This window comes from Paenibacillus sp. FSL R7-0652 (assembly GCF_038595045.1).
Classification (GTDB): domain Bacteria; phylum Bacillota; class Bacilli; order Paenibacillales; family Paenibacillaceae; genus Paenibacillus.
On sequence record NZ_CP152001.1, the window covers coordinates 5,597,467 to 5,622,816 of the forward strand.

25 protein-coding genes are annotated in these 25,350 nt (G+C 47.8%); 4 read left to right on the top strand and 21 right to left on the bottom strand.

Annotated features, from left to right (window positions below):
• Positions 1-71: 71 nt before the first annotated feature.
• The 10 genes from MKY97_RS24640 to MKY97_RS24685 form a co-directional block, all read right to left on the bottom strand.
• Positions 72-974 carry a carbohydrate ABC transporter permease gene (locus MKY97_RS24640; protein WP_342552844.1) on the bottom strand — a complete coding sequence of 301 codons (903 nt, stop codon included), beginning with the start codon at positions 972-974 and terminating at the stop codon, positions 72-74.
• 15 nt (positions 975-989) lie between these two features.
• Positions 990-1,973, bottom strand: a complete 984-nt coding sequence (locus MKY97_RS24645) for a sugar ABC transporter permease (protein ID WP_342552845.1) — start codon at positions 1,971-1,973, stop codon at positions 990-992.
• Between the two features lie 291 nt (positions 1,974-2,264).
• The gene (locus tag MKY97_RS24650) at positions 2,265-5,291 is read right to left on the bottom strand and encodes a sugar-binding domain-containing protein (protein ID WP_342552846.1); all 3,027 of its coding nucleotides are present in this window, start codon (positions 5,289-5,291) and stop codon (positions 2,265-2,267) included.
• A gap of 134 nt (positions 5,292-5,425) precedes the next feature.
• Positions 5,426-7,036 (bottom strand): response regulator transcription factor, encoded by a 1,611-nt coding sequence (locus MKY97_RS24655; RefSeq protein ID WP_342552847.1) that lies wholly within the window; start codon positions 7,034-7,036, stop codon positions 5,426-5,428.
• Positions 7,029-8,819: a histidine kinase gene (locus MKY97_RS24660; RefSeq protein WP_342552848.1), complete on the bottom strand. Its 1,791-nt coding sequence runs from the start codon at positions 8,817-8,819 to the stop codon at positions 7,029-7,031. Before MKY97_RS24660 ends, MKY97_RS24655 begins: the two co-directional genes overlap by 8 nt.
• A gap of 251 nt (positions 8,820-9,070) precedes the next feature.
• Positions 9,071-9,493 carry an OsmC family protein gene (locus MKY97_RS24665; RefSeq protein ID WP_090924948.1) on the bottom strand — a complete coding sequence of 141 codons (423 nt, stop codon included), beginning with the start codon at positions 9,491-9,493 and terminating at the stop codon, positions 9,071-9,073.
• Between the two features lie 75 nt (positions 9,494-9,568).
• Complete coding sequence (locus MKY97_RS24670) at positions 9,569-10,315, bottom strand: amino acid ABC transporter ATP-binding protein (RefSeq protein WP_342552849.1); 747 nt, start codon at positions 10,313-10,315, stop codon at positions 9,569-9,571.
• A 15-nt stretch (positions 10,316-10,330) separates the two neighbouring features.
• Positions 10,331-10,975 (bottom strand): amino acid ABC transporter permease, encoded by a 645-nt coding sequence (locus tag MKY97_RS24675; protein WP_342552850.1) that lies wholly within the window; start codon positions 10,973-10,975, stop codon positions 10,331-10,333.
• A 31-nt stretch (positions 10,976-11,006) separates the two neighbouring features.
• The gene (locus MKY97_RS24680) at positions 11,007-11,879 is read right to left on the bottom strand and encodes a transporter substrate-binding domain-containing protein (RefSeq protein WP_342552851.1); all 873 of its coding nucleotides are present in this window, start codon (positions 11,877-11,879) and stop codon (positions 11,007-11,009) included.
• Between the two features lie 142 nt (positions 11,880-12,021).
• The gene (locus MKY97_RS24685; protein ID WP_342552852.1) at positions 12,022-12,654 is read right to left on the bottom strand and encodes a TetR/AcrR family transcriptional regulator; all 633 of its coding nucleotides are present in this window, start codon (positions 12,652-12,654) and stop codon (positions 12,022-12,024) included.
• 220 nt (positions 12,655-12,874) lie between these two features.
• Between MKY97_RS24685 and bacA the strand changes: the two genes are divergently transcribed.
• The gene (gene bacA, locus MKY97_RS24690; RefSeq protein WP_342552853.1) at positions 12,875-13,687 is read left to right on the top strand and encodes an undecaprenyl-diphosphate phosphatase; all 813 of its coding nucleotides are present in this window, start codon (positions 12,875-12,877) and stop codon (positions 13,685-13,687) included.
• Between the two features lie 174 nt (positions 13,688-13,861).
• Here the strand turns inward: bacA and MKY97_RS24695 are convergent, their stop codons facing one another.
• Complete coding sequence (locus MKY97_RS24695; protein ID WP_342552854.1) at positions 13,862-14,044, bottom strand: hypothetical protein; 183 nt, start codon at positions 14,042-14,044, stop codon at positions 13,862-13,864.
• Positions 14,045-14,125: 81 nt separating this feature from the next.
• Positions 14,126-15,010: a LysR family transcriptional regulator gene (locus tag MKY97_RS24700; RefSeq protein ID WP_342552855.1), complete on the bottom strand. Its 885-nt coding sequence runs from the start codon at positions 15,008-15,010 to the stop codon at positions 14,126-14,128.
• Positions 15,011-15,211: 201 nt separating this feature from the next.
• On the opposite strand from MKY97_RS24700, the gene MKY97_RS24705 reads away from it, so the two are divergent.
• Positions 15,212-16,102, top strand: a complete 891-nt coding sequence (locus tag MKY97_RS24705) for a DMT family transporter (protein ID WP_342552856.1) — start codon at positions 15,212-15,214, stop codon at positions 16,100-16,102.
• A 113-nt stretch (positions 16,103-16,215) separates the two neighbouring features.
• Here the strand turns inward: MKY97_RS24705 and MKY97_RS24710 are convergent, their stop codons facing one another.
• The 5 genes from MKY97_RS24710 to MKY97_RS24730 all read right to left on the bottom strand — a co-directional run bounded on the left by MKY97_RS24710 (position 16,216) and on the right by MKY97_RS24730 (position 19,653).
• The gene (locus tag MKY97_RS24710) at positions 16,216-16,542 is read right to left on the bottom strand and encodes a thioredoxin family protein (RefSeq protein ID WP_342552857.1); all 327 of its coding nucleotides are present in this window, start codon (positions 16,540-16,542) and stop codon (positions 16,216-16,218) included.
• Between the two features lie 138 nt (positions 16,543-16,680).
• On the bottom strand, positions 16,681-17,589 hold the full coding sequence (locus MKY97_RS24715) for an aldo/keto reductase (RefSeq protein WP_342556445.1): 909 nt from the start codon (positions 17,587-17,589) through the stop codon (positions 16,681-16,683).
• Positions 17,590-17,791: 202 nt separating this feature from the next.
• The gene (locus tag MKY97_RS24720; protein ID WP_342552858.1) at positions 17,792-17,971 is read right to left on the bottom strand and encodes a hypothetical protein; all 180 of its coding nucleotides are present in this window, start codon (positions 17,969-17,971) and stop codon (positions 17,792-17,794) included.
• 244 nt (positions 17,972-18,215) lie between these two features.
• Complete coding sequence (gene gpmA / locus MKY97_RS24725) at positions 18,216-18,959, bottom strand: 2,3-diphosphoglycerate-dependent phosphoglycerate mutase (RefSeq protein ID WP_342552859.1); 744 nt, start codon at positions 18,957-18,959, stop codon at positions 18,216-18,218.
• 139 nt (positions 18,960-19,098) lie between these two features.
• On the bottom strand, positions 19,099-19,653 hold the full coding sequence (locus MKY97_RS24730; protein WP_272039954.1) for a DUF420 domain-containing protein: 555 nt from the start codon (positions 19,651-19,653) through the stop codon (positions 19,099-19,101).
• A 413-nt stretch (positions 19,654-20,066) separates the two neighbouring features.
• On the opposite strand from MKY97_RS24730, the gene MKY97_RS24735 reads away from it, so the two are divergent.
• Positions 20,067-21,257: a cation:proton antiporter gene (locus MKY97_RS24735; protein ID WP_342552860.1), complete on the top strand. Its 1,191-nt coding sequence runs from the start codon at positions 20,067-20,069 to the stop codon at positions 21,255-21,257.
• Between the two features lie 329 nt (positions 21,258-21,586).
• Positions 21,587-22,204, top strand: coding sequence for a transcriptional regulator (locus MKY97_RS24740; RefSeq protein ID WP_342552861.1), 618 nt, complete (start codon positions 21,587-21,589; stop codon positions 22,202-22,204).
• A gap of 826 nt (positions 22,205-23,030) precedes the next feature.
• Here MKY97_RS24740 and MKY97_RS24745 read toward each other — a convergent pair.
• From MKY97_RS24745 to pssA, 4 genes are all read right to left on the bottom strand, one after another.
• The gene (locus MKY97_RS24745; RefSeq protein WP_342552862.1) at positions 23,031-23,264 is read right to left on the bottom strand and encodes a transposase family protein; all 234 of its coding nucleotides are present in this window, start codon (positions 23,262-23,264) and stop codon (positions 23,031-23,033) included.
• Positions 23,265-23,610: 346 nt separating this feature from the next.
• Positions 23,611-23,949 (bottom strand): transposase, encoded by a 339-nt coding sequence (locus MKY97_RS24750; protein WP_342552863.1) that lies wholly within the window; start codon positions 23,947-23,949, stop codon positions 23,611-23,613.
• A 355-nt stretch (positions 23,950-24,304) separates the two neighbouring features.
• A complete protein-coding gene (locus MKY97_RS24755) occupies positions 24,305-24,790 on the bottom strand; it encodes a DedA family protein (RefSeq protein ID WP_342552864.1) in 486 nt (161 codons plus the stop codon).
• 14 nt (positions 24,791-24,804) lie between these two features.
• A complete protein-coding gene (pssA, locus tag MKY97_RS24760) occupies positions 24,805-25,350 on the bottom strand; it encodes a CDP-diacylglycerol--serine O-phosphatidyltransferase (RefSeq protein ID WP_342552865.1) in 546 nt (181 codons plus the stop codon).

The following is a 25,350-nucleotide window of genomic DNA, read 5'->3' on the forward strand; positions in this document are numbered from 1 at the left end:
TTCTCTATATAAGTACTCTATTATAGGTTTACAATCCATTATTAGGCCAGTCTTTACATCTGTACCAAGGTCTATGCTTTTACCGCACCAAGTGTCATTCCGCCAACAAAGTACTTCTGCAGGAACGGATAAACAATCAGAATCGGAACCGTTACGACGATCGTTATCGCCATTTTGATGGATTCCGGAGAAATCTGTGCCATCTGCTGTGCCATATCATTGGCGTTCCGTCCGGCACCCGAGCCCTGCTGCGTACTCTGCAGCACCTTCATCAGCTCGTACTGCAAAGTAGTCAGATGCGCCTTCGAGCCGTTATATAGGTACGTATCAAACCATGCATTCCACTGTCCCACGGCGAGGAACAGCGCAATGGTTGCAAGTACAGGCTTGCACAGCGGTAGAATGATGCGGTAATAAATTTTGAAATCATTCGCACCGTCCAGCTTGGCCGATTCCTGAAGGGCATATGGCAGACCGTCAATGAATGAACGGATGATGAATACGTTCCACGCACTGATCATACCTGGCAGTACGTATACCCAGAATGTACCAATCAGGTTCAGGTCACGCATCAGGATATATACAGGGATCAGACCACCCGAGAAATACATCGTCAATGCCAGCGCTGTGGATACGAATTTTCTCAGTCCGAAATCAGGTCTGCTTAATGTAAAGGCAATCATCGATGAACTGATCAGCCCAAGCAGTGTACCCACAAGGGTACGCATAATGGAGATTTTCAAACCCTGCAGCAGCCCCTCATATTGAAAGATTGTCTGATAGTTCTGCAGTGTGAATTCACGAGGCCATAAGTAGATTCCGCCGCGTACTGTATCCGCCGAGTTATTCAGCGAGATCGCCAGTACGTTGAGGAATGGATAGAGTGTTACAATCAGCACCATGGTCATCGCGAGGATATTGAATATATCGAACACTTTATCGCCCCGTGTGGCATTGAATGTTTTGTTCGCCATAATGTCTCCCCCTCCCTACATGATGCTTTCTTTGGTGAATTTTTTGAACAAACCGTTAGCCGTAAACAGAAGGATGATACTGACAACGGAATTGAATATGCCTATCGCTGTACCGTACGAGAATCGACCCATATTCAAACCGTAATTCAGTGCGTAGAGATCAAGGACTTCCGAGTAATCCAGTACTAGACTGTTCTGCAGCAAAAATTGCTTCTCAAAACCGATACTGATCAGGTGTCCTATCGACATGATGAACAATACAGAGATCGTCGTTCGAATTCCCGGCAGTGTAATGTGCCACATCTGTCTGAAGCGGTTCGCACCATCTACACGTGAAGCCTCGTACAGCTCCTGGTCAATACCCGTAATGGCCGCCAGATAGATGATGGCATTCCAGCCGGTTTCCTTCCACATATCCGAGGCGGTAACAATGTACCAGAACAGGTTCCCCTGCGCCATGAACTGAATCGGCTTATCGATAATATGAAGACCCATCAGAATATCATTGATAATTCCGCCATCGGTCGACAGCATCTTGGTAATAATCCCTGCTACAACAACCCAGGATACAAAGTGAGGAAGGTACGATACGGTCTGCACAGCCCGTTTGAAGAACATACCTTTCATTTCATTCAAGAGGATGGCAAAGAAAATCGGCACGATAAAACCGACAATCAGTCCCATCAAGCTCATTGCAAGTGTATTTCGAAGCACCAGATAAAACCGGTCATCACTGAACAATTCTACAAAGTGTTTAAAACCAACCCAATCCTGTTCTCCGAATGACCTGGCAGGTTTATAATTTTGAAAAGCCATCGTCCATCCCCACAGCGGCAGATAGTTAAATACAAAAACCCAAGCGACGAATGGCAGTGACATCAGATAAAGATATTTCTGCTGTTTCATTCTGTCCCAAACTCCGTTCCGCCGCTGCTTCAATGGCGGTTTGGGGTCCCTGCTTCGTTTCGCGGAAGCGGATTTCTTTGTTAGCGTTTCCATCTCCGTTCCCCCTCCTCTGTTTTTATAAAATAATCATAATCGATAGAGCGTTTTCAAAATACCATCTGGATTTTAGAGAAAATCATATAAAAATTAGATATCCCCCCCTAAAATCAGACATTAATCCTTTAAAATTAGAGATAATATAGACTTATTAACTTTTATAAATCCATATAAAGTTAGATTTAACTTTGTTAGTATATTTACGAAAACGTTTTTTAGAAATCGTTTACCTTTAGCCGAAAAACATAAAAAAGAGACCTTTGCAGGTCTCCGAATAAATGCTTTATATCACAATGTAAATTGAATAGGCTTCAGCTTGAACATTCCAAGCAGCTGGGCCGCTGTAACGGAACTGCTCGGCTTAAACTGCTCTCCCTGGACATAAGACAGCATCTCTTGAAAAAGAAAGGCGGCTTCCGGGCGCTTCATCAAGGCTGTGTCCGTAAAAGGAAAAGTAGATACCAGAATACGGCCCTTTCCTGCTCTGGCTTCAAATGCATAGGCCAGCCGTTTGGCCCGGTGGAAATGATCCACCACCTCAATCAGCGGATTAACATCCTGCATCGTGTCGAGGCAAACTGCAGGCGTACCATTCACAAGATGATACCAGTGCCAATCGGAGGCCCCATCATGCGGGAAGCTCCCAAGAAGGGCGGTCTCTTTCTCCATATGCATGCCCATCGTGGCTCCCGGCTGCGCAGCAAACATGAGATAATTCCAGAACACCGGCAGGTACTTCGTTTCCACCGGATCATACAGATCCTCGGCATCCGGCTGCAGCCAAATACGGCCGCCATTCAAGAGCACATCCAGCACATTGGGAGTCAGGGACTTCACAATTAACAGCTCATGCTGGCCTTGTCTCAGCAGCCTGCAGCCATCTACATGGTCCACACGCTCGCAGTGTGATTCAACCAGCAAGGGCTGTAGTTCCTTCATCGTATTCCAGATGCGCTTCATATCCCCATGGCGTTCGCTCGCCGCCTGTACCACCGGGAAAGACCAGCCATGCCAAACATTCTGGGCTGCCGTAACGGACGTCAGATGATTGGCAGGATGCACGATGGAGTGTTCAGCGCTGACAGGATGAATTGCATCATTCACAGGATGGCAGCGCAGCTCGGCCTCCACTCGAAAGGCTGATACACCATGGCCCGGTGCATCAATCTTCACACTTCCGAGAGACAGGACCGAACCACAGGGAATATCTCCGCAGCTCCATTCTCCTTCCGTGAGCAGCTGTCCATCCGCAGCCATTCTCCAGTGAATGGAAGCATTTTTTAATGTCCTTTTGCCATAATGAGATATGCGCACATCAATCTCGATCAGCTCTCCAGCGTAATAAGTCCGCTCTATGCAGCTCAGAAGTATGACCACATCAGCATTGAACTGTTTTACTTCAGCAGGGGTTGTTATTCCTTTATCCTCCCAAAATACATCCAGAAAACCGGTGGTGGCATGCCCCTGTCCCGGGAAATCGCGGATATCCAGCAGCTGGATGCCTGCTGCATCCGGCGTACGTCTTACTCGCTCCATCGCTTCTTTGAGTGATCGCATCTGATGTTTACCCGTTGCCTGCTGATACGGTTCCAGCTTCACCATCATGCCTTTACGCTGGAGTGACTCTTCGACAGGATCTAACCACGTAGGACGAAAGACTCCTGTATACTTCTCCCGCTCCTGGGGACGCACATACATCGTGAACTGTGCATGTTCATGCCCGATGACCGGGTGTGATGCCAGCCTTGTAACCGCATGATAATCCAGTGTCGTATCCGGCACCGCCGACAAAACGGATTCCAGCGGAGGATGCCAGTTAAAGGACTGAATATAATAATCCGCTTCTCTTCCTTGTGGGGGAAGCTGCCCAAAGCCTGTATTATCCGTGTATAATCTGGACGGGTCCTTCTCTCTCGCTCTTGCGATCAGTGCATTCAGTTCGGGATGTCCGTTCGCACCAATCAGCTCATTGCCCAGTGAGAACAAGACAAAAGAAGGATGGCGATGCAGGGCCTCCAGCAGTCGATCCAGTTCTTGTGTGAGATAGCTCAATATCTCTATCGGAGCAGCAGTATGACTCTCTTGAAAAAAACGGGACCAGTGCGGAAGCTCTGCCTGCACAAGCATGCCCTCTTCATCGGCGGCCTCCCAGAACGGTTCCGGTGGACTCCACCCGTGTAAACGGACATGGTTAAAGCCGTAAGACTTGGCTGTGCGAAACTGCTTCACATAGTGCTCGTAATCCCAAACCGGATATCCAGTGAGCGGAAATATACAGCAGTCCACGTACCCGCGCAGAAAGACTGGCGTTCCATTGAGGATTAATTGTTTACCACGTGCTGCAAAAGAACGCATACCGAATCGCTGTTCCATCCGGTCAAGCTCCTGTTCCCCTTCCTTCAATCGAACCACTGCCCGGTATAAAGCAGGGTTCTCATCGTTCCACGCTATGATCGTTCTCTCCGCTCCCAGTTCAACCCGATATGATACTATAATCACACCTGTTTCCGCTCCGTCGTTCTCCTGAGCCTCCGTTCTGGCATTTACTTGCTTCTCGGCACTCTGTACATCATAAAGATGGGGCCTCAGCCATGTTCCATCCGGGTGCTCGATATCAATCCGCAGCTGCATCCGTGATGCGGAGACTTCAGCGGGTCTGCTGATCGTGCACTGAACCGATATCGTTCCGCTGGCCATGTCAGGCTCAATTCGTAAGTTATGTACCCGCCGTAAAGGCTGCCTTTCCAGAAATGCTCCTCCTGTAATGCCCCCCCAAGCCGCGGCCGTATGTAATGAATGAATGTGACTGCCCGCGAGAGGCAGCTTCATCGTGTTATCGACCCAAATCTCTATACGGTTGTTCTCCCCTGGCTTTACCCAAGGGGTTATATCCCACGTCTGTTCAGTAAGCAGGCTGTCCCTTATGCCGGCTTCGTTTCCATTGAACCAAAGCCTTGATGTCCAACGCACGCCTTTCAGTCCGAATACATAATGTCCGCTCCGGGTGTCAGCGGGAATAAAGACATCTCTGGCATACCAAGCTGAGCCCTCATACTCACGAATTTTAGTCCATGTATCGATTCGGGCATACCCGGGAGCCTGACCATACCCCTGCTCCTCCCAAGACCCCGGCACCTGAATCGTGTTCCATAGAGCATCCTCCGGGTGCGGAGGGCACCATTGCTTCGTGTTCCTGCTTTCACTATGCCCGCTGTGTTCAGTATGTTCTTCGGCCTGCTGGGCCAGTAGAAAATGCCAGGTTCCATTCAAATGGATCGTATAACGCGCTTCGACTGCATCCGACTGCGGATTCATAATCTGGGCCACCCTTCCTCTGGACTCTTGTACTTTGTGCAGGTCAGTCTACGGTGCAGGGTATTCGTAAACCATTGCTTATTCCAGGAAGTACATCCGCTATAATTACGATGAGCACCAGAGGTAAGTCTGGATCACTCGTTTTCGCCCTCCTGATAACCCGTTTCTTTGGCTTGGGCTTGGGATCTGGATTGTTTGTACGCCGAAGGAGACTCACCCACATATTTCTTGAATTTACCGTGGAAATAGTCCACGTTGGCATATCCCACCCTTGAAGCTACCTGATGCACCTTTAATCCTTCGTCAAGCAGCACTTTGGCTTGCTCGATTCGGACTTTATCCAGAAAGGCGTTAAAATACTCCCCGGTGTGATTCTTGAACAATTTCCCCAAATAACTGCTGTTGTAATTGAACACCTCAGCCAGAACTTCAAGCTTGAGGTTCTCGCCCGGATTACGTTGAATGAATTCAATCATCTGTTTCATCACTGTATCCTTGCTGCCTCCGCCCATTCGCTGGATCAGACGATTCAAATGCTCAGCTGCCATCGCTTTGAGGTCGGCCATCGTAAACTGATGATATACCTCGTTAATCAGCACCGAGTGCTCCTGCATAATAGACTGCATCTGCTGATTAGCCGCAGCAAGCTTGTTAAATGCGAGCGAGAACACTTGAGAAAATGCTGTTTTGATTGCCTGCTCCGTCCAGTGGTACGGAATCAGGCGCTCTTCCATCTCTCCAAGCACACGCATCACGGATTCACTACTGCGAATATCCAGGGCATAATACAGCTTGTCCGCCAATTCAACTTCATCAGGCTCCTGTACCCCTTCTGTTACGGTTTCCTGACCGTTCACATCTGTAATATTTGAAGGAGACAGCCGCCCTTCGTCCCAGCGCTCGATTCGCTGCCCGGAGAACAGGAAACGTTCCGCTAGAAGGGTGTTAGCTTGTGTGTATGATCTGGCAATATCCGCTGTAGAATGTACCGGTTCTCCCGCAGCAGCGTACATGTGTACGTTCCATTCCGCGAGTAATGCCTGCAGCTCCTCGTACATCTCCTGTGCTGCAGAGTCCCGAGTAACCACTTCTTTAATTAACAGCCCCAGTCCGGAATGAAAGGAAAACACGATCCCTCTCTCCTTCTGATCAAATGCTTCAATCAGCTTGCGCTTCATCTCATTTCCTCGCTGCAGATCCGGTGCTGCATGAATTTCCAGCAGAATCACTTGATACTGCGGCCAGTGAAGTCCAAGGCTGTCTTCCTCCCTGCTTCCCGTACCCTGCAGTGAGTCATAGAGCAGCGCCTCAATCTGATGTTCCCTGTAGGCTGTATCTTCTCCCGCGTAACGCGCCTGCGTCTCCTGCTCCTGCTGAAGCTGCACCGCAATGCGCTCCAGTTCAGCAATGATTTCCTCTTCGTCCACCGGCTTCAACAGGTAGCCGTCCACGCCGAAGCTGATTGCCTTTTTGGCATAATCAAAATCAGCATACCCGCTTAAAATCAGAAAATGTGCATCCGGTTGAGTCAGGCGGAGCTCTTCTATTACCTCCAGGCCAGTCATGCCTGGCATCCGTATATCAATAATGGTCAGGTCCGGCTTCATTTCGTGGAAACAGGCGATCGCTTCTCGCCCGCTTCCGGCTGTAGCCATGACCTGGAAGCTGTATTTTTCCCAATCGATAATGGTGGTCAGTCCCTCGCGAATGCTCGGTTCATCGTCTACCAACAATACTTTATACATGCTGGTTCCCTCCTGCTGGCAAGGTGAAAGAAACCTCCGTTCCTTCCCCGTACACACTGTTAATCTGTAACCCGGCACTTTCCCCATACGTCAACGTTAAACGCTGATGCACATTACGCATCCCAATCCGGCTCTTCTCCTCTTCCTCGGGGCCGCTGACAAACTGCATCACTTCAGTAAGCCTTTCCGGCGTGATTCCCGCCCCATCATCCTTAACTCGAACCCCCACTATGCCATCCTTCAGCCAGATATGAATATGAACCTGCACAGTACCTTCCTTGTTTTCCAAACCATGTACAATGGCGTTCTCTACAATCGGCTGAATGATCAAAGGAGGAATATACATTCTCTCCACCTCAGGGTCCACATGAATCTCAAACGCTAGTCTGTCTCCATACCTGAACTTCTGGATCTCCAGATAAGAACGTACCATCTCCAGTTCTGCCCGAAACGTCGTTTTACCGCTGCCAATCTCCAGACTTTTTCGCATCAGCTTGCCAAGCAGCCTGACAATATTCGCAATCTCTGCCTCCCCCTTGATATGAGCCTTCATGCGAATAGATTCAAGCGCGTTAAACAAAAAATGGGGATTGATCTGGCTGGCCATCATTTTCAGTTTAATCTCTTTCTGAGCGATTTCCAATCGGTTGTTCTGCTCCGTGGTCTCGACCACCTGGGTCATCAATTCGTTAATGCTCTTCACCATGTAATTGAACTGGCGTGATAATTGACCAATCTCATCATTTCCGTCAATACGCGAAGTGACATTCAAGTCCCCGAGAGCCAGCTTGTTCAGATGTTTGCTGAGCCGGAGAAGCCGGTTTGAGGTCAGGAATGAGATGATATATACCAGCAGCAGTGCGATCACCAGCACCAAAGTAATAAAAATCATGCCAATCTGGCTGATCTGGTTAGCATCTTTCACGATATTTTTGGTCGCAAACACCGAGATGACCTTCAGTTTGTTGAAGCTGGACCCCGGCCCCAGTTCATCAATCACGATATTGGAAGGCTCCCCCTGAAAATCAGCTTCGATGGTGCCTTTGGGCTGACTCTGCAGATCTACGCCAAAATCAAGCTCATCCAGCGTCTTACCGACCAGTTCGGTATTTTTGGCTGCAACTACATAACCCTGTTCGTCCGTAATCAGCGTCTCAAACTGCTCCTGACGCAGGAGGCCGTTAAGTTCCTCCTGATTGATCACAATCATCAGTACACCTTCGGTCTTATATTCGGCAAACGGAACTTTGCGCACCAGACTGAGCCGGTGAACCGGGTTGTCTTCCCTGCCGGGGATATAGAACCAGCCGATGCTCGTCGTTTTCAGCGCTTCCTTATACCAGTAGCTCTCCTTGGTCCGTTCATTCACCGGAATAAACTCAAGATTGTTAATCAATGTCGGGTTGGGGGAGTAAAATCGAATACCGGCTATTTCGCGGTACAGCCTTCGATATTCCTGAAAGTCTTTATAGGCAAGATAGGCCGAAGTCAGCTCTACCACACTCTTGTAACGCCGGTTCACGATCTCCTTGAGATCGGCATTGAACATCAGCATGTTGGATATATCGGTGGGCACACGCAGCATGGTCGCCGTCTGGCTTTTAATTTTATCCACATTAATGATGGTCTGCCCGATGGCATTATCCAGCGCCTGCTGACGAAAATAACTGGTAACAGCGAGACCAATAATCAGCACTGGAATCATAACAACAAGCACATAGGAAATGAGCAATTTATGCTTTAATTTGAGATTATTCGAAGTTCGAATCAGCCGTTTTAACATATCTGCACCTTCCATCGTCCGTATAAGCGCTTACATCTTCAGTTCATTAGAAACAGGTCACGCTAACCCGCGCATCCATCATACCACATAACTGCAGCGTTCGATTTGACATTAAAAAGGAGATATGGTTTGAGATACATGGATGGAACCCAAAAAACATGCCTACGCTAAAAAGGCACTTCCACGATTGGAAGTGCCTCTTTTCATTAAATCTGATGTGTTTTTAAAGCTTAAATTAAATTAAAGCTGTTTTAAGGACGTGGCGTGCTTACGCCGTTCAGAATCAGCTTCGGATGGATATCTGCGCTCAGTGACGCGGAAACGGCGCAGTATTTCTCTTCGGCCATCTGGATGGCTTTCCAGATCCGGTAATCCGGGATGTCGCCGTCTACTTTAAAGATCAGATCAATGGACGTAAAACCTTTCGGCATATCCTCGCTGCGTGTGCCCTGCGCTTCGATCTCGATCGAATCGATCTTATCCAGAAAAGCATCCAGAATCATCGTAATGTCGATCCCCATGCAGCCGCCAAGTCCTGCCAGTAACAATTCCATCGGCGTAGCGCCTTGGCTGTCACCGCCATATGCTGCTGTGGCATCCATACCTACAGCATACCCTGAAGGTCCTTCAGAGGTAAAGGCGCGTTTTCCCTTCCATACTGTTGTTACATTCATGATGTTTTCCTTCTTCCTTTAGTTAGTTTACACATACACTCCGATGACAGAATAACCTTCCCATCACTGGGTGGTTTAAAATTCGGTAATCTGCCGCAGGAACTGGCGCGTGCGCTCTTGCTCAGGGTGTTCAAAAAAGGCTTCGGGGCTTGCTGTCTCGACAATGGAACCGTCCGCCATAAAGACGATTTTGTTCGCCACGTTCCGGGCAAACTTCAGCTCATGTGTCACGACCAGCATCGTCATGCCTTCCTGTGCCAGCTCTTTCATCACCGACAGCACCTCTCCAACCAGTTCGGGGTCAAGGGCTGAGGTAGGTTCGTCAAACAGCATCACTTCCGGCTCCATCGCCAGAGCACGCGCAATGGCTACTCGCTGCTGCTGGCCCCCCGATAAACGGGAAGGATAAGCGTCCTCCTTGTCCGACAGACCTACACGACCCAGCAAAAGACGCCCGCGCTCGGCGGCTTCATCCCGCTTTATTTTTTTCACCGTTATAAGACCTTCCATGACATTGCCAAGCACCGTCTTGTGCGGATACAGGTTAAACTGCTGGAACACCATGCCGGTCTGGCGACGAATCTCCAGTACCCGGGCACGCTGCACGCGCAGCGGATCTGCACTGTTTACCACAATGCCGTTCACTTCGATCTGTCCGCCGGACAGCTGTTCGAGTCCATTGAGACAGCGCAGCAGGGTGCTTTTTCCCGAACCGCTGGGACCCAGCAGGACAACAATATCCTTGGCATCTACATGCATATCGATATTGGTGAGCACTTCATGATTTTGAAAACGTTTAGTCAGTCCGGTTGTAGTAATCATCGGTCCTCTCCCCCTTTAGTAAGCCCGGGCCAGCCGGCGCTCCACTTGTTCCAGAATGGCCGAGAAGCCGATGCTCATGATCCAATACATTACGCCAATTGCCAGATAAAATGGCATATTGACTGCATACTGCGATACCAAAAGCTGTGCAGAACGCAGCAGTTCGGTAACGCCAATAGCAGCGACTAGCGATGTTTCCTTGAGCATGCCAATAAAGGTATTACCCATCGGTGGAATGGCAATGCGCACGGCCTGCGGGAAAATGATACGTCTCATCGCCTGTGCGGGAGTCATACCCGTCGCGTATGCCGCTTCCGTTTGCCCTTTCGGTACAGCTTGAATCGCCCCGCGGAACGTTTCGGAAAGAAACGCACCGGCATTTAAACTAAGCCCCAGACAAGCGGCCGTAAGCGACCCAAGCGTTACACCATAGTCGACAAGCCCGTAATAAATGACGAATAATTGCACCAGCAGCGGGGTGCCCCGCATGATGGATACATAAAATCTGGCGATCAGCCTTAACCACACCGGCCCTTTAAGCCTAGCAATAGCTACCAGCAACCCGATGATAAAGGCAAAAAACATGGAGATCACCGTGACATACAGCGTATAATAAGCCCCCTTCAGAAAGAAGGGGATATTCTCGAATACCAGTTCCATGGATCAAACTTCCCTTCGCCCTGCCGGTTCATTATTGCGCAGGCTCTTCACCAAACCATTTTTTGAAAATAGTATTGTATGTGCCGTCGTCCTTCATGCCTTGCAGCGCATCGTTCAATGCAGCGACAAGCTCAGGGTTGTCCTTACGCACCGCGATCCCTGCCTGGTCGCTTTTGATTGCTTCGCCTACAGCTTTAATTTTGAATCCATTCGCATCGATAATCGGTTTCAAAGCATACAGGTTGTTAATCGTAGCATCGATCCGACCTGCGTTCAGGTCCTTCAGGGATGAAATGACATCATCATACGTTTTGATTGTAAACTCTCCAACTTTGGGCAGCACTTCGCTGCGCAGGTACGTTTCATCGTTAGTGCCCAAACCTACACCGATCGTTTTGCCTTTGAAATCTTCCAGTTTCGTAATATCATTGTTGTCTTCTTTGACAATAATTTTGACTTGGTTCGTGATGTACGGATCACTGAAATCCAGCACTTTTTTACGATCGTCCGTAATCGTCATTTGGCTGATAATCGCATCCAGCTTTTTCGCCTGCAGACTTGGTGTCAGACCCGAGAACTCCTGAGATACAAATTCAACTTTAACGCCAAGGCGCTTCGCCACTTCACGTGCGATATCCGCATCGAATCCGTCCATTTCTTTCTTGTCATTCAGGAAGTTGTACGGACGATACGTGCCCATCATGCCGACTTTAATCACACCTGCGGATTTGATCTGTTCCAGTTCGCTGCCACCAGACTGTGCTGCATTGTTTGTATTGCCCGTATTCGTGTCCCCATTATCCGCAGCCTTGCTGCCGCACGCACTCAGTACGAGCACAACCATGAGCAGAATTGCGGTGAGAGACCACCCTTTGCGAATTTTAGTTCCATATGTGTTATTCATGACGTTAACTTCCTCTCATTCATCTTATGTTCTCTTGGTGCTTCCATTATTCCCTGTGACTGGCTTAATCATGTGAAGAAGCGTGTAATTGTGTAATTTTCCTGCCTCTTTCCTGAAAATAACGCCACGACCCCGCTGCCCATTATGTACCAAGAAGGCCGTAAAATTCAAAACTCGCCGCTTCAGCTGCTAACGCTGCAGCGTCTATATCCGGGAAACGGCTGTGCAGCTCCTCCGAGCCAAACAACCAGCGTGAGATCATACCCTCGATCATGCTTACAAGCAGCGCCGCACGCAGGGGTACTTTCATATCTGCTGGCAGCATGCCCAGTTCGACAGCACGCTCCATATTGTGACGGAAAGCCGTCTCCACCGCATTGCGAGTCTCTTCGACCAGCGCCTGAACGGACGCTTCGGTCACAATTCCCTTAAGCAGCAGCTCCATAAAATACCGATTCGCCGCCGCAAAGGTGAACAAGTCGGTAAACAGCTTCTCCGAGGCCTTCACCATATCTTCAACCGATCCCGCATCCTTGCGGTAGCCCTGCCCGATCGCCTCCAGCAGCTGCTCTCTGCCGGTTAACAAAATTTCGGAGGCAATGGCCTCTTTGCTCTTGAAATGCCAGTAAAACGTTCCTTGAGCAACTCCAGCCTCTCGAACAATATCGGAAATTTTGGTCTGATGATACCCCTGGGTCGCGAATCGTTCCATCGCTATACGGATAATTTGGTCTCGGCGCTCTTCTCCGGGCTCCAAACCGTTGATTTTGGCCATGATTGCAAACCTCCCGATTGATTAGTCAGTCAGTTAATGTATATCCTATGGGATAACTCGGTTTTTGTCAATATAGTTTTAAACACCGGGTTACAAGCATAGAGTTGAAGTGGGAGACCATTCTGAGCATAATAGAGGATAGTCTTGTTCGAAAGGACAGACATCGTCATAGCAGGACAGGCCCTTATGGCTGTCATCTGCATCTCAAGGAGGAAGAGAATTGGACTTTATATCATCCATTATTATGGGCATCATCGAAGGTTTGACTGAGTTTTTGCCCGTGTCCTCTACCGGACACATGATTCTGACAGCTCACCTGCTGGGTCTATCAGAGGACAACGAGTCAGTCAAAACGTTTGAGGTGGTTGTGCAGCTTGGTGCTGTACTGGCTGTTGTTGTATTGTACTGGAACAAATTCATTGATATGTTTCGCTTCACCGGAGGCAAAAGGCCGTATTCCCGCCGTCTCAATCTGGGCCATATCATTCTGGCGATGGTTCCTGCTGTCGTCATCGGACTTGTGTTCCGGGACTGGATTAAAGCTCACTTGTTTGGTCCGCAAACCGTACTGTACAGCCTTGTGATCGGTGGTCTACTGATGATCGCAGCTGAGCGTTGGAGCCGTAAAAGCTCACGTATTACCACACATGATGTTGATGATATTACCTACAAGCAGGCATTTGCTGTAGGCATGTTTCAGATTTTGGCGTTGTGGCCGGGCTTTTCTCGTTCCGGTTCCACAATCTCCGGCGGCCTGTTTGCCGGAATCAGCCGGGTAGCTGCGGCAGAGTTCACCTTCCTCGTGTCCGTTCCAATTATGATTGGTGCTACGGGATACGATATGTACAAAAGCATTGATCATCTGAACAGCGATGATTTTCTCATCTTTGCGATTGGATTTATCGCCGCATTCATCGTGGCCATGCTGGCAATTAAGACATTCTTGTCTATTCTGAAAAGATTGAGCCTGACTGTCTTCGCTGTATACCGCTTTGTACTGGCAGCAGTATTCTTCGTGATTCTGATGATGTAATTTATATGAATGGAACAAAAACGGGGTTACACATCTCCATTCTTATCCAACATCAAACCGATCAGCAGAAATGGCGGCCCTGTCTTCCTCCGGAAGCAGGGCCGCCATTTGGCTATAATTTAATATGTACAATGTAAGCCTGGCATTACTTAGGCATGTTCAGGTAATCCGATATTATTCCCAACGATCTGCCTGTATGCTTCGCTGTCTTTTTCGTTCCTTCAGTCTCCCCAACCAACGATACCTATTCAGCTTCTGTTCATTTAACAACTGCTTTACACCAATCATCAGCAAATGATACCTTCGATCATTATTATGGCTCAATTGATGCATCTCTTCCAAAATCTCTCTGCTCATTCGGCTCTTGTTCACTCCAATATTCAGTTTGTTCTATTAGTATACAGAACGACACTGAACAAATTCTAAACAAGACCCTGATTATGATCCGTACAGCTGCTGTGCAGTCTCTATAAACAAACGGGAAGCTGGGGAAGCCTCCATCAGCGAAGGTACAGCAATCTCGATACAGCGATATGCCTTTGGCTCTGTAGGCAGCGCTTTTACACCCGAAGGAAGCCAAGACAGCGAAATGGCAGGCAGAATGGCTGTTCCAAGTCCCTGTTCAATCAGGTTAAGACAGGTATTGATGTTATGCACGATAAAGCCGATATTCAGCTCCGCTTCTGCACGTTCAAACAGATCTACAATCGGCACTTCATAACCGCCATTACAGATAATCATCGATTGTCCACTCAGTTTTCTCACATGTAACATTTCCTCATTAGCAAATATCTCATCCTCTCGAAACACCGCCAGCATCTCTTCGTTGTATAACGGCATCGTTTCATAGTTCATATCCGCAGCTTCCTTGTCGGTAGCGATGATTAAAGCGACATCAATAGCACGTGAATGCAGCCATTCCTGTATCTCCATAATATTGCCTTCATGCAGTTCAAATTCGATATTCGGATACCTGTCTCGGATTGAGCGAATAATTCTGGGCAGCAGATGTGCAGATGACATGGGGAAAGAGCCAATGCGGATCGTGCCAATCTCCAGGCCCTTCTCGGCAGCTACCACCTGATGCACCTTATCGTACTGCTGTAAAATCTGTCGGAAGATGACCAGAATTCGCTGCCCTATATCCGTCAACATAATACCATTGCGCCGATCTCGTATGATCAGCGTAACGCCTAAATCATTTTCCAAGGAGGAGATGGACCGGCTGACTGCAGGCTGTGTCATGTTCATCTCCTGTCCTGCGCGTGTGAAGCTTCCTGTCTCGGCGACTTTAACAAACAGCTGTAATTGTGAATTGTTCATAACTATTTTGGTATGCTCCTCATAATTAACATGCATTTCAATTATCCCGCTGGTTATTGTATCATGGAGAACACGGAGCGAGCAACGAGAGACCTCTTGGGCGCTGTTCTTATCCGAATTCACATGAAGTATGGTATAGATTGAGCGATCATGCGGTTGCAGCAGTCTTTGCTATGTATCTTTAAAGGAGACGTTTGACCTATGGCTTTATCACGTGCAAAAGCAGGCTGGATTCTGGTTTTCCTGGTTCTTATGTGGGGAGTAAACTGGCCCTTGACCAAATATGCATTAAACTTTACCCCCCCTCTTCTTTTTGCAGGCATGCGTCTGCTGATTGGAGGGCTCGTCCTAGGACTCTATGCTCTTCCACGTTACAAAACACTTCAGCTTCGGAAAACCTGGCATATTTATGCGATCTCTGCGGTATTTAACATCATTTTTTTCTACGGATTCCAGACAGTCGGCCTGACAAAGGTACCCGCAGGATTATTCTCCTCCATCGTTTTCCTGCAGCCTGTACTGCTCGGGATCGGGGCTTGGCTGTGGTTGGGAGAAACAATGTATGGGATGAAAATCACCGGGCTCTTCCTGGGCTTTGCAGGTACAGCTGTGATCAGTCTCGGCGGTATGACTGGCCAGATATCCCCTGAGGGAGTAATACTTGGGTTGTTTAGTGCTTTAAGCTGGGCTGCGGGTACCATATACATGAAAAAGAACTCTACCAAAGTAGATGGACTCTGGATGACGGCGATTCCGATTCTGGTTGGCGGGATTGTACTCACTGCGGCAGGGACAGCATCTGAAAGTTGGGGAAATGTGCAGTGGGGCCTTTCTTTTATAACGGATATGCTGTTTATTTCGGTATTTGTCATTGCCTTAGGCTGGCTTGCATTCTTCAAACTCGTCAGTAACGGAGAAGCCAGCAAAGTAGGGTCCTTTACCTTTCTAATTCCGCTGATTGCACTGCTCTGCAGTGTTTTATTCCTTGGAGAGTCGGTGACGGTCAATTTGGTTGCCGGACTGATTATGATAATTGCCAGTATTCTGCTTGTAAATCTCAAGCCCAAAGGAAATAAAATGGTTAATATGTAAGTTCATTGTCAAACTGTGAGTCCAATGAAGTCACATAATTCAAAAAACCCTGCTTGGTCGTAAGACAGGCAGGGGTTTCGTCATGAATCCATCTTCATCACATCAATATTCGATTACACTTTAGATTCAAGCGTCTCCAGGTACTCCGAGATCTGTGTAGGGGTTTTTGCCCATTTGCTGTGCAGGTGTGCAAGCTTCTTGCCATTTTGGAATACAAGCAGGCTTGGAATTCCGCGTACACCATTCTCTTCCGCAAACGGCTGGAACTGTTCTGCATCGAGGGCATAAAAGGATTTGTCTGTATGTTTATTCATAACATCACCGATAAAGCGATCCAGGTTTTTGCAGTCCGGGCACCAGGTTGTATCAAATTTGATCACGGTTAAACCGTCTGAGTTAATCAGGTCGAGGTATTGCTGTTCACTTTGAATTCTTTCCATATGAGTTCTCTCCTTATATCATTCTAGTTCATGTTTACCTATTGTATGCAGCAGTCTAACTTGGTCCACGTTACTCTTCCTGCCGCCTGTCTTTATTGTACTTTAAAAAGTTACATTTGGAAACAGGCAGCGAATCGATCAGCGATGCTGTGTGTATCGGTTAGCCGGAGTATGCTCACGAATGACCTGAACCTCGGCTGCGGTGAGTGGTGGCGACGAAGCTGCGGCAATGTTGTGCAGCAGCTGCGCTCTGGAGCTGGCTCCAGGTACGACAGCAGCTGCAGCCGGGTGAGCCAGTGCATAACGGATAGCTGTCTGCGCCATGCTGCGGTCATCTGTAACGAGCCGAGCCATCCCTTGGCGAATATGGTGCAGCTGATTGGGCGTGTAATCCAGGTAACCTTTATTCGCCTTCTCTGTTCCCGAATCAGCCAGCACACCGCTGGCAACTGGACCACGGGCGATGACACTGATCTCTTTTTCCTCAAGCAAAGGCAGCACTTCCTCTTCGGCTCTGCGATCCACTACGCTGTACTGGTTCATCACGCTGACAATCGATGACTTCTCTACATATTCCCGAATGACATTCGGACGGATCGAAGAAATGCCATAATACCGAATGAGTCCTTCCTGCTTTAATTCCTCAAAGGCTTCAATGGTCTCATCGATTGGATCATCAAGTGTGCCGCCATGCAGCTGATACAAATCAATATAATCAGTCTGCAGACGCTGGAGACTTTCATGCACAGCCTGTTTGATATAGGCTTTAGACGGGTCCCATGACCAGCCTTCTTTACCAGGAATCCGGCGATTGCCCACTTTCGTAGCAAGAATAACCTGGTCCCGGCGGCCTTTAATCGCTTGTCCCACAATCTCTTCGTTTCGCCCAGCATCGTACAGGTCCGCTGTATCCAGCAGATTGACACCATGGTCCAAAGCTTCGTGAATCAATTTCACCGCAGAGTTCAGTTCCGTTCCGAGCGACATACAGCCCAGTCCGATCTCCCCCACCATTAAATCGGATGTGCCCAAACGATTTCTTTTCATGGTTGTGTCCATACGACCATTTTCCATAAGTGCATCTCCCTCCATACGTTCTGCAAGTATTCATTGTATCATTCTTCCTGGTAAAAATCGCATTCTCAGCGCAGTATCTAACCCGGCAGCCTGCAAAACAAAAACCCGGAATCATCGTCCCAGGTTTGATCCACAGTCATACATAGCCGCGATCGTATATCACGCCGCTGCCTTAATTTTTCCACTCTCTGCTGTTAACCTCTGCTCGCGGTCTGGCGCTCTGAGCGGATGATCCATTCTTTTTCACCATATTGGATACCGTGCTGATCACTTTATCTCGGGCCTGCTTATTCCTCATCAAATACGTCACACCAGCTCCTAGGGCTGTCATAAGCAATTTCCGTTTTGACATGCAGCTCTCCTCCTTAGGGTTTAATGTACGTTGTGTCTTGTTTGAGTTTTACCCGATCCAGCGCAAACGAAACGATACCAAGGCCTGCCTTTGAAAAAATAAATCTCTCTCTCACAGGTACACCCCTGATGCTTCGGTTTAACCGTACAAAAAAGATGATCCACCGAATGAAGAATGGTTCGGTGATCATCTTTGCTTGGTTATTGTGCTCCGTTACGCGAGCCTGTATGAGCTGTTCTTTGATTCAGTCGGATGGTCGAGCTGCATGGCTCATCTCTTCATGTTTGTAAGTTGAGCCATCGGCGGTCAGATAAAAATGACCGATCGGGTGAAGCTCTTCGTTCAACTCATAGACAAGCGGAATGCCTGTCGGGATGTTGAGCGCCATCACGTCTGCTTCGGACATTTGGTCCAGATGCATGACAAGGGAACGGAGCGTATTGCCATGCGCGGAGATCAGCACTCTTTTTCCCGCCGAAACCATCGGTTTGATCTCTGCCTCCCAGTACTCCAGTACCCGCTTGGACGTATCCATTAAATTCTCAGTACGCGGGATCGTGCAGCCAAGTCGCTTATACTTGTCCAAATCCTGCACATATCTATCATCATTCTCATCCAGAGCCGGAGGTGATACGTTAATCGAACGCCGCCATTCATGGACTTGGTCTTCTCCATATTTCAAGGCAGTTTGCTGTTTGTTCAATCCCTGCAGCGCTCCATAGTGGCGCTCATTCAGCTTCCACGTCTTCTCAATCGGAATCCACATCAAGTCCATCTCATCCAGCGCAATATCCAATGTACGGATGGAACGTTTCAGTACCGAGGCGTAAGCACAGTCAAAATCAAACCCCTGCTCTTTCAGAATTTTCCCCGCCTTACGCGCTTCCCCGTAACCATCCTCAGTCAGATCCACGTCAGTCCATCCGGTAAAGCGGTTTTCCACGTTCCACATGCTCTGTCCATGGCGAATCAATACTATTCTGTACATCACGTGCCCCTCCTTCCTTGGATACATCAACCACAGATCCAGCAAACTTATACAGCAGCCGTATTAGTATCTGCTAACCCCAGGTACAGCTTCTTTCGAAAAAATACATGACGTGAATGGTTAAACCCGTGAAATAGAATTAATAATAAGGTGCCATCATCAGGTAAACGACTACCCCTGTGGAGCTGACATACAGCCAGATCGGCATGGTCCAGCGTGCAATTTTACGGTGTTTTTGAAGCTGGTTCGTCCAGCCCCATACCAAGGTAAACAGCGCCAGCGGTACAATCAGCGCAGCCAGAATACTGTGCGTGATCAAAATAAAGAAGTAGATGGAACGAACGATTCCTTCGCCGCCAAATTTGGACGTTTCCGGGGAAAGATAGTGGAACGTCAGATACGTCACCAGAAACAGCAGCGTCGTTGAAAATGCCGCTAAAATAAAGCGCTTGTGCAGCTTGACGTTACGTTTGATGATCGCGATCAGTGCCGCAAGCAAAAAGATAAAGGTAAAGCTGTTAAATACGGCGTTAAAGCGCGGCAGCACAGTAATGTCAAATGTGACGTCGCCTTTATAACCGATCGATGGTGCAAAAAACAGTAACAGGATGATAACGTTAGCAAGAATGGAGATGGTAATAATGATACCTGCGAAATTTTTATTACTGGTCGGGGTCGTCTGATTGGATGACATGTCCAGATCCCCTCTTTCCTTTTTAGCCAATGCAAAATCCTCCTCATATCCTAACTTTCTGTGTTCTATATCATTATATCTCGGCGAATCAGGGCTGTTAAGTGACAACACTCTGAACAAAAAATGCGGCCTTTACGTATAAATGCCCGTTGAAGGCCGTTTTCATCCCTTTTTGCCCGAGTACTATTTTACCCAAGTCGGCAGATGTGTTATAATTAATGCACTTAATCACATACGCGTCGACTACGGAGGAGCCTGTCACCAAGGGCCCCTCTTTGTCTTTTTTAGGCATGGAACGGTAACTTGTTATCGTTGTTCCATGCCTTTTGTCTGTTGCAGACCGGCTGGGACGGGTTGTTTTCCCTTGGAAAGGATATTCTAAGTATGCCGCGATCAGAGAGGAGAAACCGACTGTGGAATTTGTACTCGTTCTTGCCCTTATCTTAATCTTCACCAAACTTGCAGGTGATCTGTCCGTTCGATTAGGCCAGCCATCGGTGCTGGGAAAACTTATTGTAGGTGTTATTCTTGGACCTGCCCTGCTTGGCTGGGTGGAGAAAAGTGATTTTGTGCATTACATGGCCGAGATCGGCGTACTGCTGCTTATGTTCATTGCAGGTCTGGAAACCGACCTGGAGCAGTTGAAAAAAAACTGGAAGTCCGCTTTCGCTGTGGCAGTGGGCGGAGTTATTTTACCTTTTATCGGGGGATATGGATCGGCAATAGCCTTTGGGATGTCACAGACTCATGCGCTGTTCTTTGGTCTGTTGTTCTGTGCCACGTCCGTAAGTATCTCCGTACAGACATTGAAGGATATGAACCAGCTCAGTTCTCGTGAAGGTACAACCATTCTGGGAGCTGCCGTAGTTGATGATGTACTCGTCGTTGTACTTCTCGCCGTTATGATGAGTGTACTTGGAACGGGGGGCGGAGATGTGTCCATTGCCTGGCTGATCAGTAAAAAGCTGCTGTTCTTCGTTATCATCACTGCAGCAGGCTGGCTGCTCGTGCCGCGTATTATGAAATGGATGGCCCCGCTGCGCGTTACGGAAACTGTCATTACGGCAGGACTAATTATCTGCTTTGGCTTCTCTTATTTTGCAGAATGGATGGGCGTTGCCGGTATTATCGGTGCATTTGCAGCAGGTATTGCTGTATCTCAAACCGGCTTCAAACATGAGGTGGAGCAAAAGGTGGAACCTATCGCATACAGTGTATTTGTCCCCGTTTTCTTCGTCAGCATTGGACTAAATGTAACTTTTGAGGGTGTGGGCTCTCAGATTGGCCTGATCATCGTCATCAGCATTGTAGCCATTTTGACCAAAATTCTTGGCGGAGGTATCGGTGCCCGATTAACCGGTTTTGACCGTTCTTCTTCGATTGCCATCGGGGCAGGCATGATTTCCAGAGGCGAAGTTGCTCTCATTATTGCCTCCACTGGACTTGCGTCAGGTCTGCTTGATGCTGAATATTTCACCAGCGTGGTTATTATGGTTATTGTCACCACTCTAGTCACCCCACCGCTGCTTAAGATCACGTTTGCCCGTAAAAAGGGAGACCGTCGTGTGGAGCGCGGGATCGAAGAGTCTCATCAGGATGGGTAAATCCTCAGCATGGAACAGATCAGTTTGCAGCGAACATGATAAAAGTAGATGCAGGTAATAGTTAACATTTCAGTGATGAGAGTTACACATGTTGTGTAGTGCGTTACTTCTGTAAATCGAGTATGATAGTTATAAAGTGATCGTAATTTCTTTAGTCACTTGTGACACGAAAGAATGTCGGTCGTGGAGTACACGCCGCTTTGTCCATTTTCCAGCTCTCCCCTGTGGAGGCTGAATGGGGCAGAGCGGCTTTTTGCTTTTAAATTTATGGGGGTGGTCATTGGATGAGCAAGATGAGTTATGATTTTGATGAGGCGTATGGGAGTTGAATGGCAGCACTGATTGCCAAAGAAACAAACCCACGGGTACGGTCCCGCATCGAACATGGACTTGAACATGGAACGTTGGAATTTCTACGTTCTGTCTGGTTTCCTGTAATGAAAAACTTTAACCATCTTTACCCTGAATGGGAGGTTCGGGACTTTCACAACGGTTATCGCTATCTGGACCTAGCCTATTTACCAGGTAATGGCGTGAAGGGGGGCATCGAAATTCAAGGCTATGGGCCTCACGCCCGTGATCTCGATGTGAGGCGTTTCAAGGATTTGTGCTGGCGCCATTGTCTTTTAACGCTGGAAGACTGGACTTTTCTACCAATTGCCTATCTCTCCATCAAAGACGAACCGAAACAGTGTCAGCAGCTGGTGCTGGCTTTCATAGGTAAATTCGTGTCTGCAGATGTACCTCCGTCCCTGAACTGGTTGGATGCTGAAGCAGTCCGATACGCAAGACGTATAGTCCGCCCTTTTACACCTTCAGAGCTGGCAGCACATCTGCGAATTTCTAACGTTCACACCCGAAAAATTCTCCGCAATCTGCTGGACCAACAGATCGTATATGCTGCGAGCGGTAATAAAAGGTATCGGACTTACGCTTTACGATCATAAGAGAAAAGTGCATGGATGCAGTTGTCTACAGAAGTGCCTATAGTAATTCTTTCTAACGATTTCCAGAGACGCTATTTGGGGTATAATGCACTCAATTATTTTCTAACGATCTCAGGAGATCTTATTTGGATCATTGGATGGGAAAACCGGGGCTGTTTCTTGGTAATTGGCCGAAATAAGCTTCCTGGGGATCGTTACAATTTCATACAGCACTATATCGCCCAAATAAGGTTATCTGAAATCGTTAGAATTTTGGTAAACGTACTTCACTCAATATTCGGAATTTCAGGGTCGTTTTGGGGTGGTTTGTGTAGTTTGGACAGGCTATGTCTTAAGTATACTTGGGTTTGACTTGGGTTTGACTTGGGTTTGACTTGGGTTTGACTTGGATATATTTGGGGTCGAGTTAGCTTTAGTTCACTTACGATTTTGGCCCTTGGTCCAGCTTTAGCTCGGTTCAACCCCTTAATATTGGACACTAGCTAGCTCTTTCTCAAATTGACGCATCATAACGCAATGGATTTAGGCGCTATGGTTCCTTCGTCCACCAGACGTAAATAATCTGTTGGCGACCAGTCGTACAAACTGCCGTGAATGCGATCTTTATTGTAGTAACGAATATAGCGATCTACTTCGGAAAAAGCTTCTTCGTAGCTTTCAAAGCAATGTCGCTGGTAACACTCTCGTTCCAGAACACTATGAAACGATTCAATAAAAGCATTCTTATTTGGGGTTCGAATGGGTGTCCGTTCATGCTCCAAGCCTGCTTCTTCACAGAAAGCATAGAAAGCCTTACTCACAAACTGAGGGCCGTTGTCCGTACGAATCACGAGCTTTGGGTTGGTTTAGGGATACGCCAAGTCAACAGAGCCTGCTGGATGGTGCTCAGGATACTCTGCGTGTCACAGGCTTTACCTCGATGGTGAGCGACGATTCGACGATCAAAGACATCAATAATACTTGCGAGGAAAAAGTGCCGGCGTTTCCCCGCAACATAACCGTACTTGATATCCATCTGCCACAATTGGTTAGGCCCATTCACCACCCGGTTATTAGCCACTTTCCTCAGTGCGGTATGGATTCGTTCGCGCTGAGGGAGAAGGATATCGAGGGTCTTACAGAGTCGGTACACCTTCTTTTTGTTAATCACCAGGTTGTATTTTCGGCGCAACAACACGGTTAGTTTTCGGTAGCCAAATGCCGCATCTGGCCCTTGAATCAAACGGCGAAGAAACCCGACAATCCGAGTGTCCGAAATACGTTTCCCTTGCTGGTTGTAAGGGTATCCAGGGATTTTTCTTCCGCTACTTATGGGTTGCTGGCGTTCAGGGTGTTTCAAGTGATAATAATATGTTGAGCGAGGAACATCGCAGATCTGGAGCACCGTACGGACAGGATATCCTCGCTCAATCCAAACTATCGCTGTTTGTAGTCGGGGTACTTTTTTTAACGAGATCCTTGAGAATCTGGTTTTCTAATTCTTTTGCGTCAAGAAGTTTCAAAGCTTCATCGTATTTCTCCTGTAATTCTTGATAGTTGGCTGCGTCTTGCTGTATTTGTTGCGTTTCTTTTTGTTTTTTAGCCACCAGTTCCCCCACCTCATCTTCGTATTGACGAACCCAAGTCGTCAGCGTTTTAGGAGACATGCCGTACTTTCGTGCCACGACCTCCGTTCGAAGGCCAGAAAGCACCTCTACGACATACTCCTTTTTCGCCTCAACTGGGCATCTAAATCGTCTTTTCATGAACACTCTCCTCATTTCATTTAGTGTATCTGAGGTAGCTTCGAGTGTCCAATTGGATTAGGGGGCTTTAAAGAGCTTAGGTTAAGATTGAAGAAATCATTCGACTCAGCTTAATCTAGTCCTAAATCGTCTTGAGGTCCACTTAGCTTGGCTTAGGTAATTGTGGAGTTAAGTTGGAGTTGGCATTGGCTATTTTTAAAAAAATAGACAGTAAAAAAGACCACTTTACGCACAAGAGGTCTTCTATCCTGAGTTATAATTTGCATCCCTTACTGATGCCGGATGCGGCGACTGGGAACCGGAAATCTTTTAGCGAAGTGAACATAATCTGTCCACCCTGCACAGATTGTCCAACCTACGTTAATACACCTACATAGAAACCAATCGAAATAAACACGACACACCAGGCAAAGGCACCAATACTTGAAACAATTACGTATCTGCCCATCCCCATGCGGCTCATGCCAGAGAAACAGCACATCAGATTACGAACACCTGGGATGAAGTAACCGAGAATAACAGACCAGGATCCATACTTGAGAAACCAGGTCTCTACCCTACTGAATCGCTTGGCATTGATCCCTATCCATTTGCCATACTTATCAAACAAGGGCCTGCCTGCTTTTCTGCCAATGGTATAACTCAGTATGCCTCCAGTAAACGCCCCGCCAAAGCAAACAGCAATGGATACACAATAATTCAGAACCGAGATGGAGGCGAGATAACCCACGAAGGTCATCAGCACCTCATCCGGTATCGGCAGTCCAATGACGCCAAGAGCGAGTAATCCATATATTGCAAAATACCCATATTGACTAATAATTTCTTTAGCAAATTCCATACTCGACTCGCTCCTTATTTCGGTTCCACAATATCCTTCTCATGAGAGGGCAGCAGCTGCTTCAGTGTAGGGAAACGGATTTGGCTGACCATAAGACCTGATAATACAACAATAACGAGGTATGCTACTCCCTGAGTAAAATAAGGACTCCACAGAGCGAAGAAGGACATCAGCCCACCTGCGAAGGTAATCGGCATTCCGACAAAACCACTAACGGGTGTTTTCTGACAGTTATACCGTGCAAGACGAAGTGCTCCGCACACGGGGAACAATGCTGTCAACGCCATACCCAGGAAACCGACTTCGGTCATTGAGTTAAGGTATAAAATCAGCACAGGAGCTGTCCCGAAAGAAACGACATCGGCCAGTGAATCAAGTGCCTTGCCAAATTCCCCTTCGCAATGAAGCTTGCGCGCTGCATATCCATCGAATAGATCAAAGAACATCGCTACCCAGATCATCGTCACAGCCAAGGCGAACTCCCCATGAATCGCCATAATGACTGCAAGCATCCCCGAACTTAAATTACCCAAGGTTAAAATGGATGGTAAAGACTTCAT

What these genes read in the sequence shown, in the direction of transcription:
- MKY97_RS24710 (WP_342552857.1), bottom strand. Translation starts at nt 16,542, where the DNA reads ATGGAAAGAATTCAAAGTGAACAGCAATACCTCGACCTGATTAACTCA.
- MKY97_RS24695 (WP_342552854.1), bottom strand. Translation starts at nt 14,044, where the DNA reads ATGAGCAGAGAGATTTTGGAAGAGATGCATCAATTGAGCCATAATAAT.
- MKY97_RS24755 (WP_342552864.1), bottom strand. Translation starts at nt 24,790, where the DNA reads ATGGAATTTGCTAAAGAAATTATTAGTCAATATGGGTATTTTGCAATA.
- MKY97_RS24685 (WP_342552852.1), bottom strand. Translation starts at nt 12,654, where the DNA reads ATGGCCAAAATCAACGGTTTGGAGCCCGGAGAAGAGCGCCGAGACCAA.
- MKY97_RS24655 (WP_342552847.1), bottom strand. Translation starts at nt 7,036, where the DNA reads ATGTATAAAGTATTGTTGGTAGACGATGAACCGAGCATTCGCGAGGGA.
- MKY97_RS24740 (WP_342552861.1), top strand. Translation starts at nt 21,587, where the DNA reads ATGGCAGCACTGATTGCCAAAGAAACAAACCCACGGGTACGGTCCCGC.
- MKY97_RS24730 (WP_272039954.1), bottom strand. Translation starts at nt 19,653, where the DNA reads ATGTCATCCAATCAGACGACCCCGACCAGTAATAAAAATTTCGCAGGT.
- pssA (WP_342552865.1), bottom strand. Translation starts at nt 25,350, where the DNA reads ATGAAGTCTTTACCATCCATTTTAACCTTGGGTAATTTAAGTTCGGGG.
- MKY97_RS24705 (WP_342552856.1), top strand. Translation starts at nt 15,212, where the DNA reads ATGGCTTTATCACGTGCAAAAGCAGGCTGGATTCTGGTTTTCCTGGTT.
- MKY97_RS24665 (WP_090924948.1), bottom strand. Translation starts at nt 9,493, where the DNA reads ATGAATGTAACAACAGTATGGAAGGGAAAACGCGCCTTTACCTCTGAA.
- MKY97_RS24640 (WP_342552844.1), bottom strand. Translation starts at nt 974, where the DNA reads ATGGCGAACAAAACATTCAATGCCACACGGGGCGATAAAGTGTTCGAT.
- MKY97_RS24650 (WP_342552846.1), bottom strand. Translation starts at nt 5,291, where the DNA reads ATGAATCCGCAGTCGGATGCAGTCGAAGCGCGTTATACGATCCATTTG.
- MKY97_RS24645 (WP_342552845.1), bottom strand. Translation starts at nt 1,973, where the DNA reads ATGGAAACGCTAACAAAGAAATCCGCTTCCGCGAAACGAAGCAGGGAC.
- MKY97_RS24700 (WP_342552855.1), bottom strand. Translation starts at nt 15,010, where the DNA reads ATGAACAATTCACAATTACAGCTGTTTGTTAAAGTCGCCGAGACAGGA.
- MKY97_RS24660 (WP_342552848.1), bottom strand. Translation starts at nt 8,819, where the DNA reads ATGTTAAAACGGCTGATTCGAACTTCGAATAATCTCAAATTAAAGCAT.
- MKY97_RS24680 (WP_342552851.1), bottom strand. Translation starts at nt 11,879, where the DNA reads ATGAATAACACATATGGAACTAAAATTCGCAAAGGGTGGTCTCTCACC.
- MKY97_RS24675 (WP_342552850.1), bottom strand. Translation starts at nt 10,975, where the DNA reads ATGGAACTGGTATTCGAGAATATCCCCTTCTTTCTGAAGGGGGCTTAT.
- gpmA (WP_342552859.1), bottom strand. Translation starts at nt 18,959, where the DNA reads ATGTACAGAATAGTATTGATTCGCCATGGACAGAGCATGTGGAACGTG.
- MKY97_RS24670 (WP_342552849.1), bottom strand. Translation starts at nt 10,315, where the DNA reads ATGATTACTACAACCGGACTGACTAAACGTTTTCAAAATCATGAAGTG.
- MKY97_RS24720 (WP_342552858.1), bottom strand. Translation starts at nt 17,971, where the DNA reads ATGTCAAAACGGAAATTGCTTATGACAGCCCTAGGAGCTGGTGTGACG.
- MKY97_RS24715 (WP_342556445.1), bottom strand. Translation starts at nt 17,589, where the DNA reads ATGAAAAGAAATCGTTTGGGCACATCCGATTTAATGGTGGGGGAGATC.
- MKY97_RS24750 (WP_342552863.1), bottom strand. Translation starts at nt 23,949, where the DNA reads ATGAAAAGACGATTTAGATGCCCAGTTGAGGCGAAAAAGGAGTATGTC.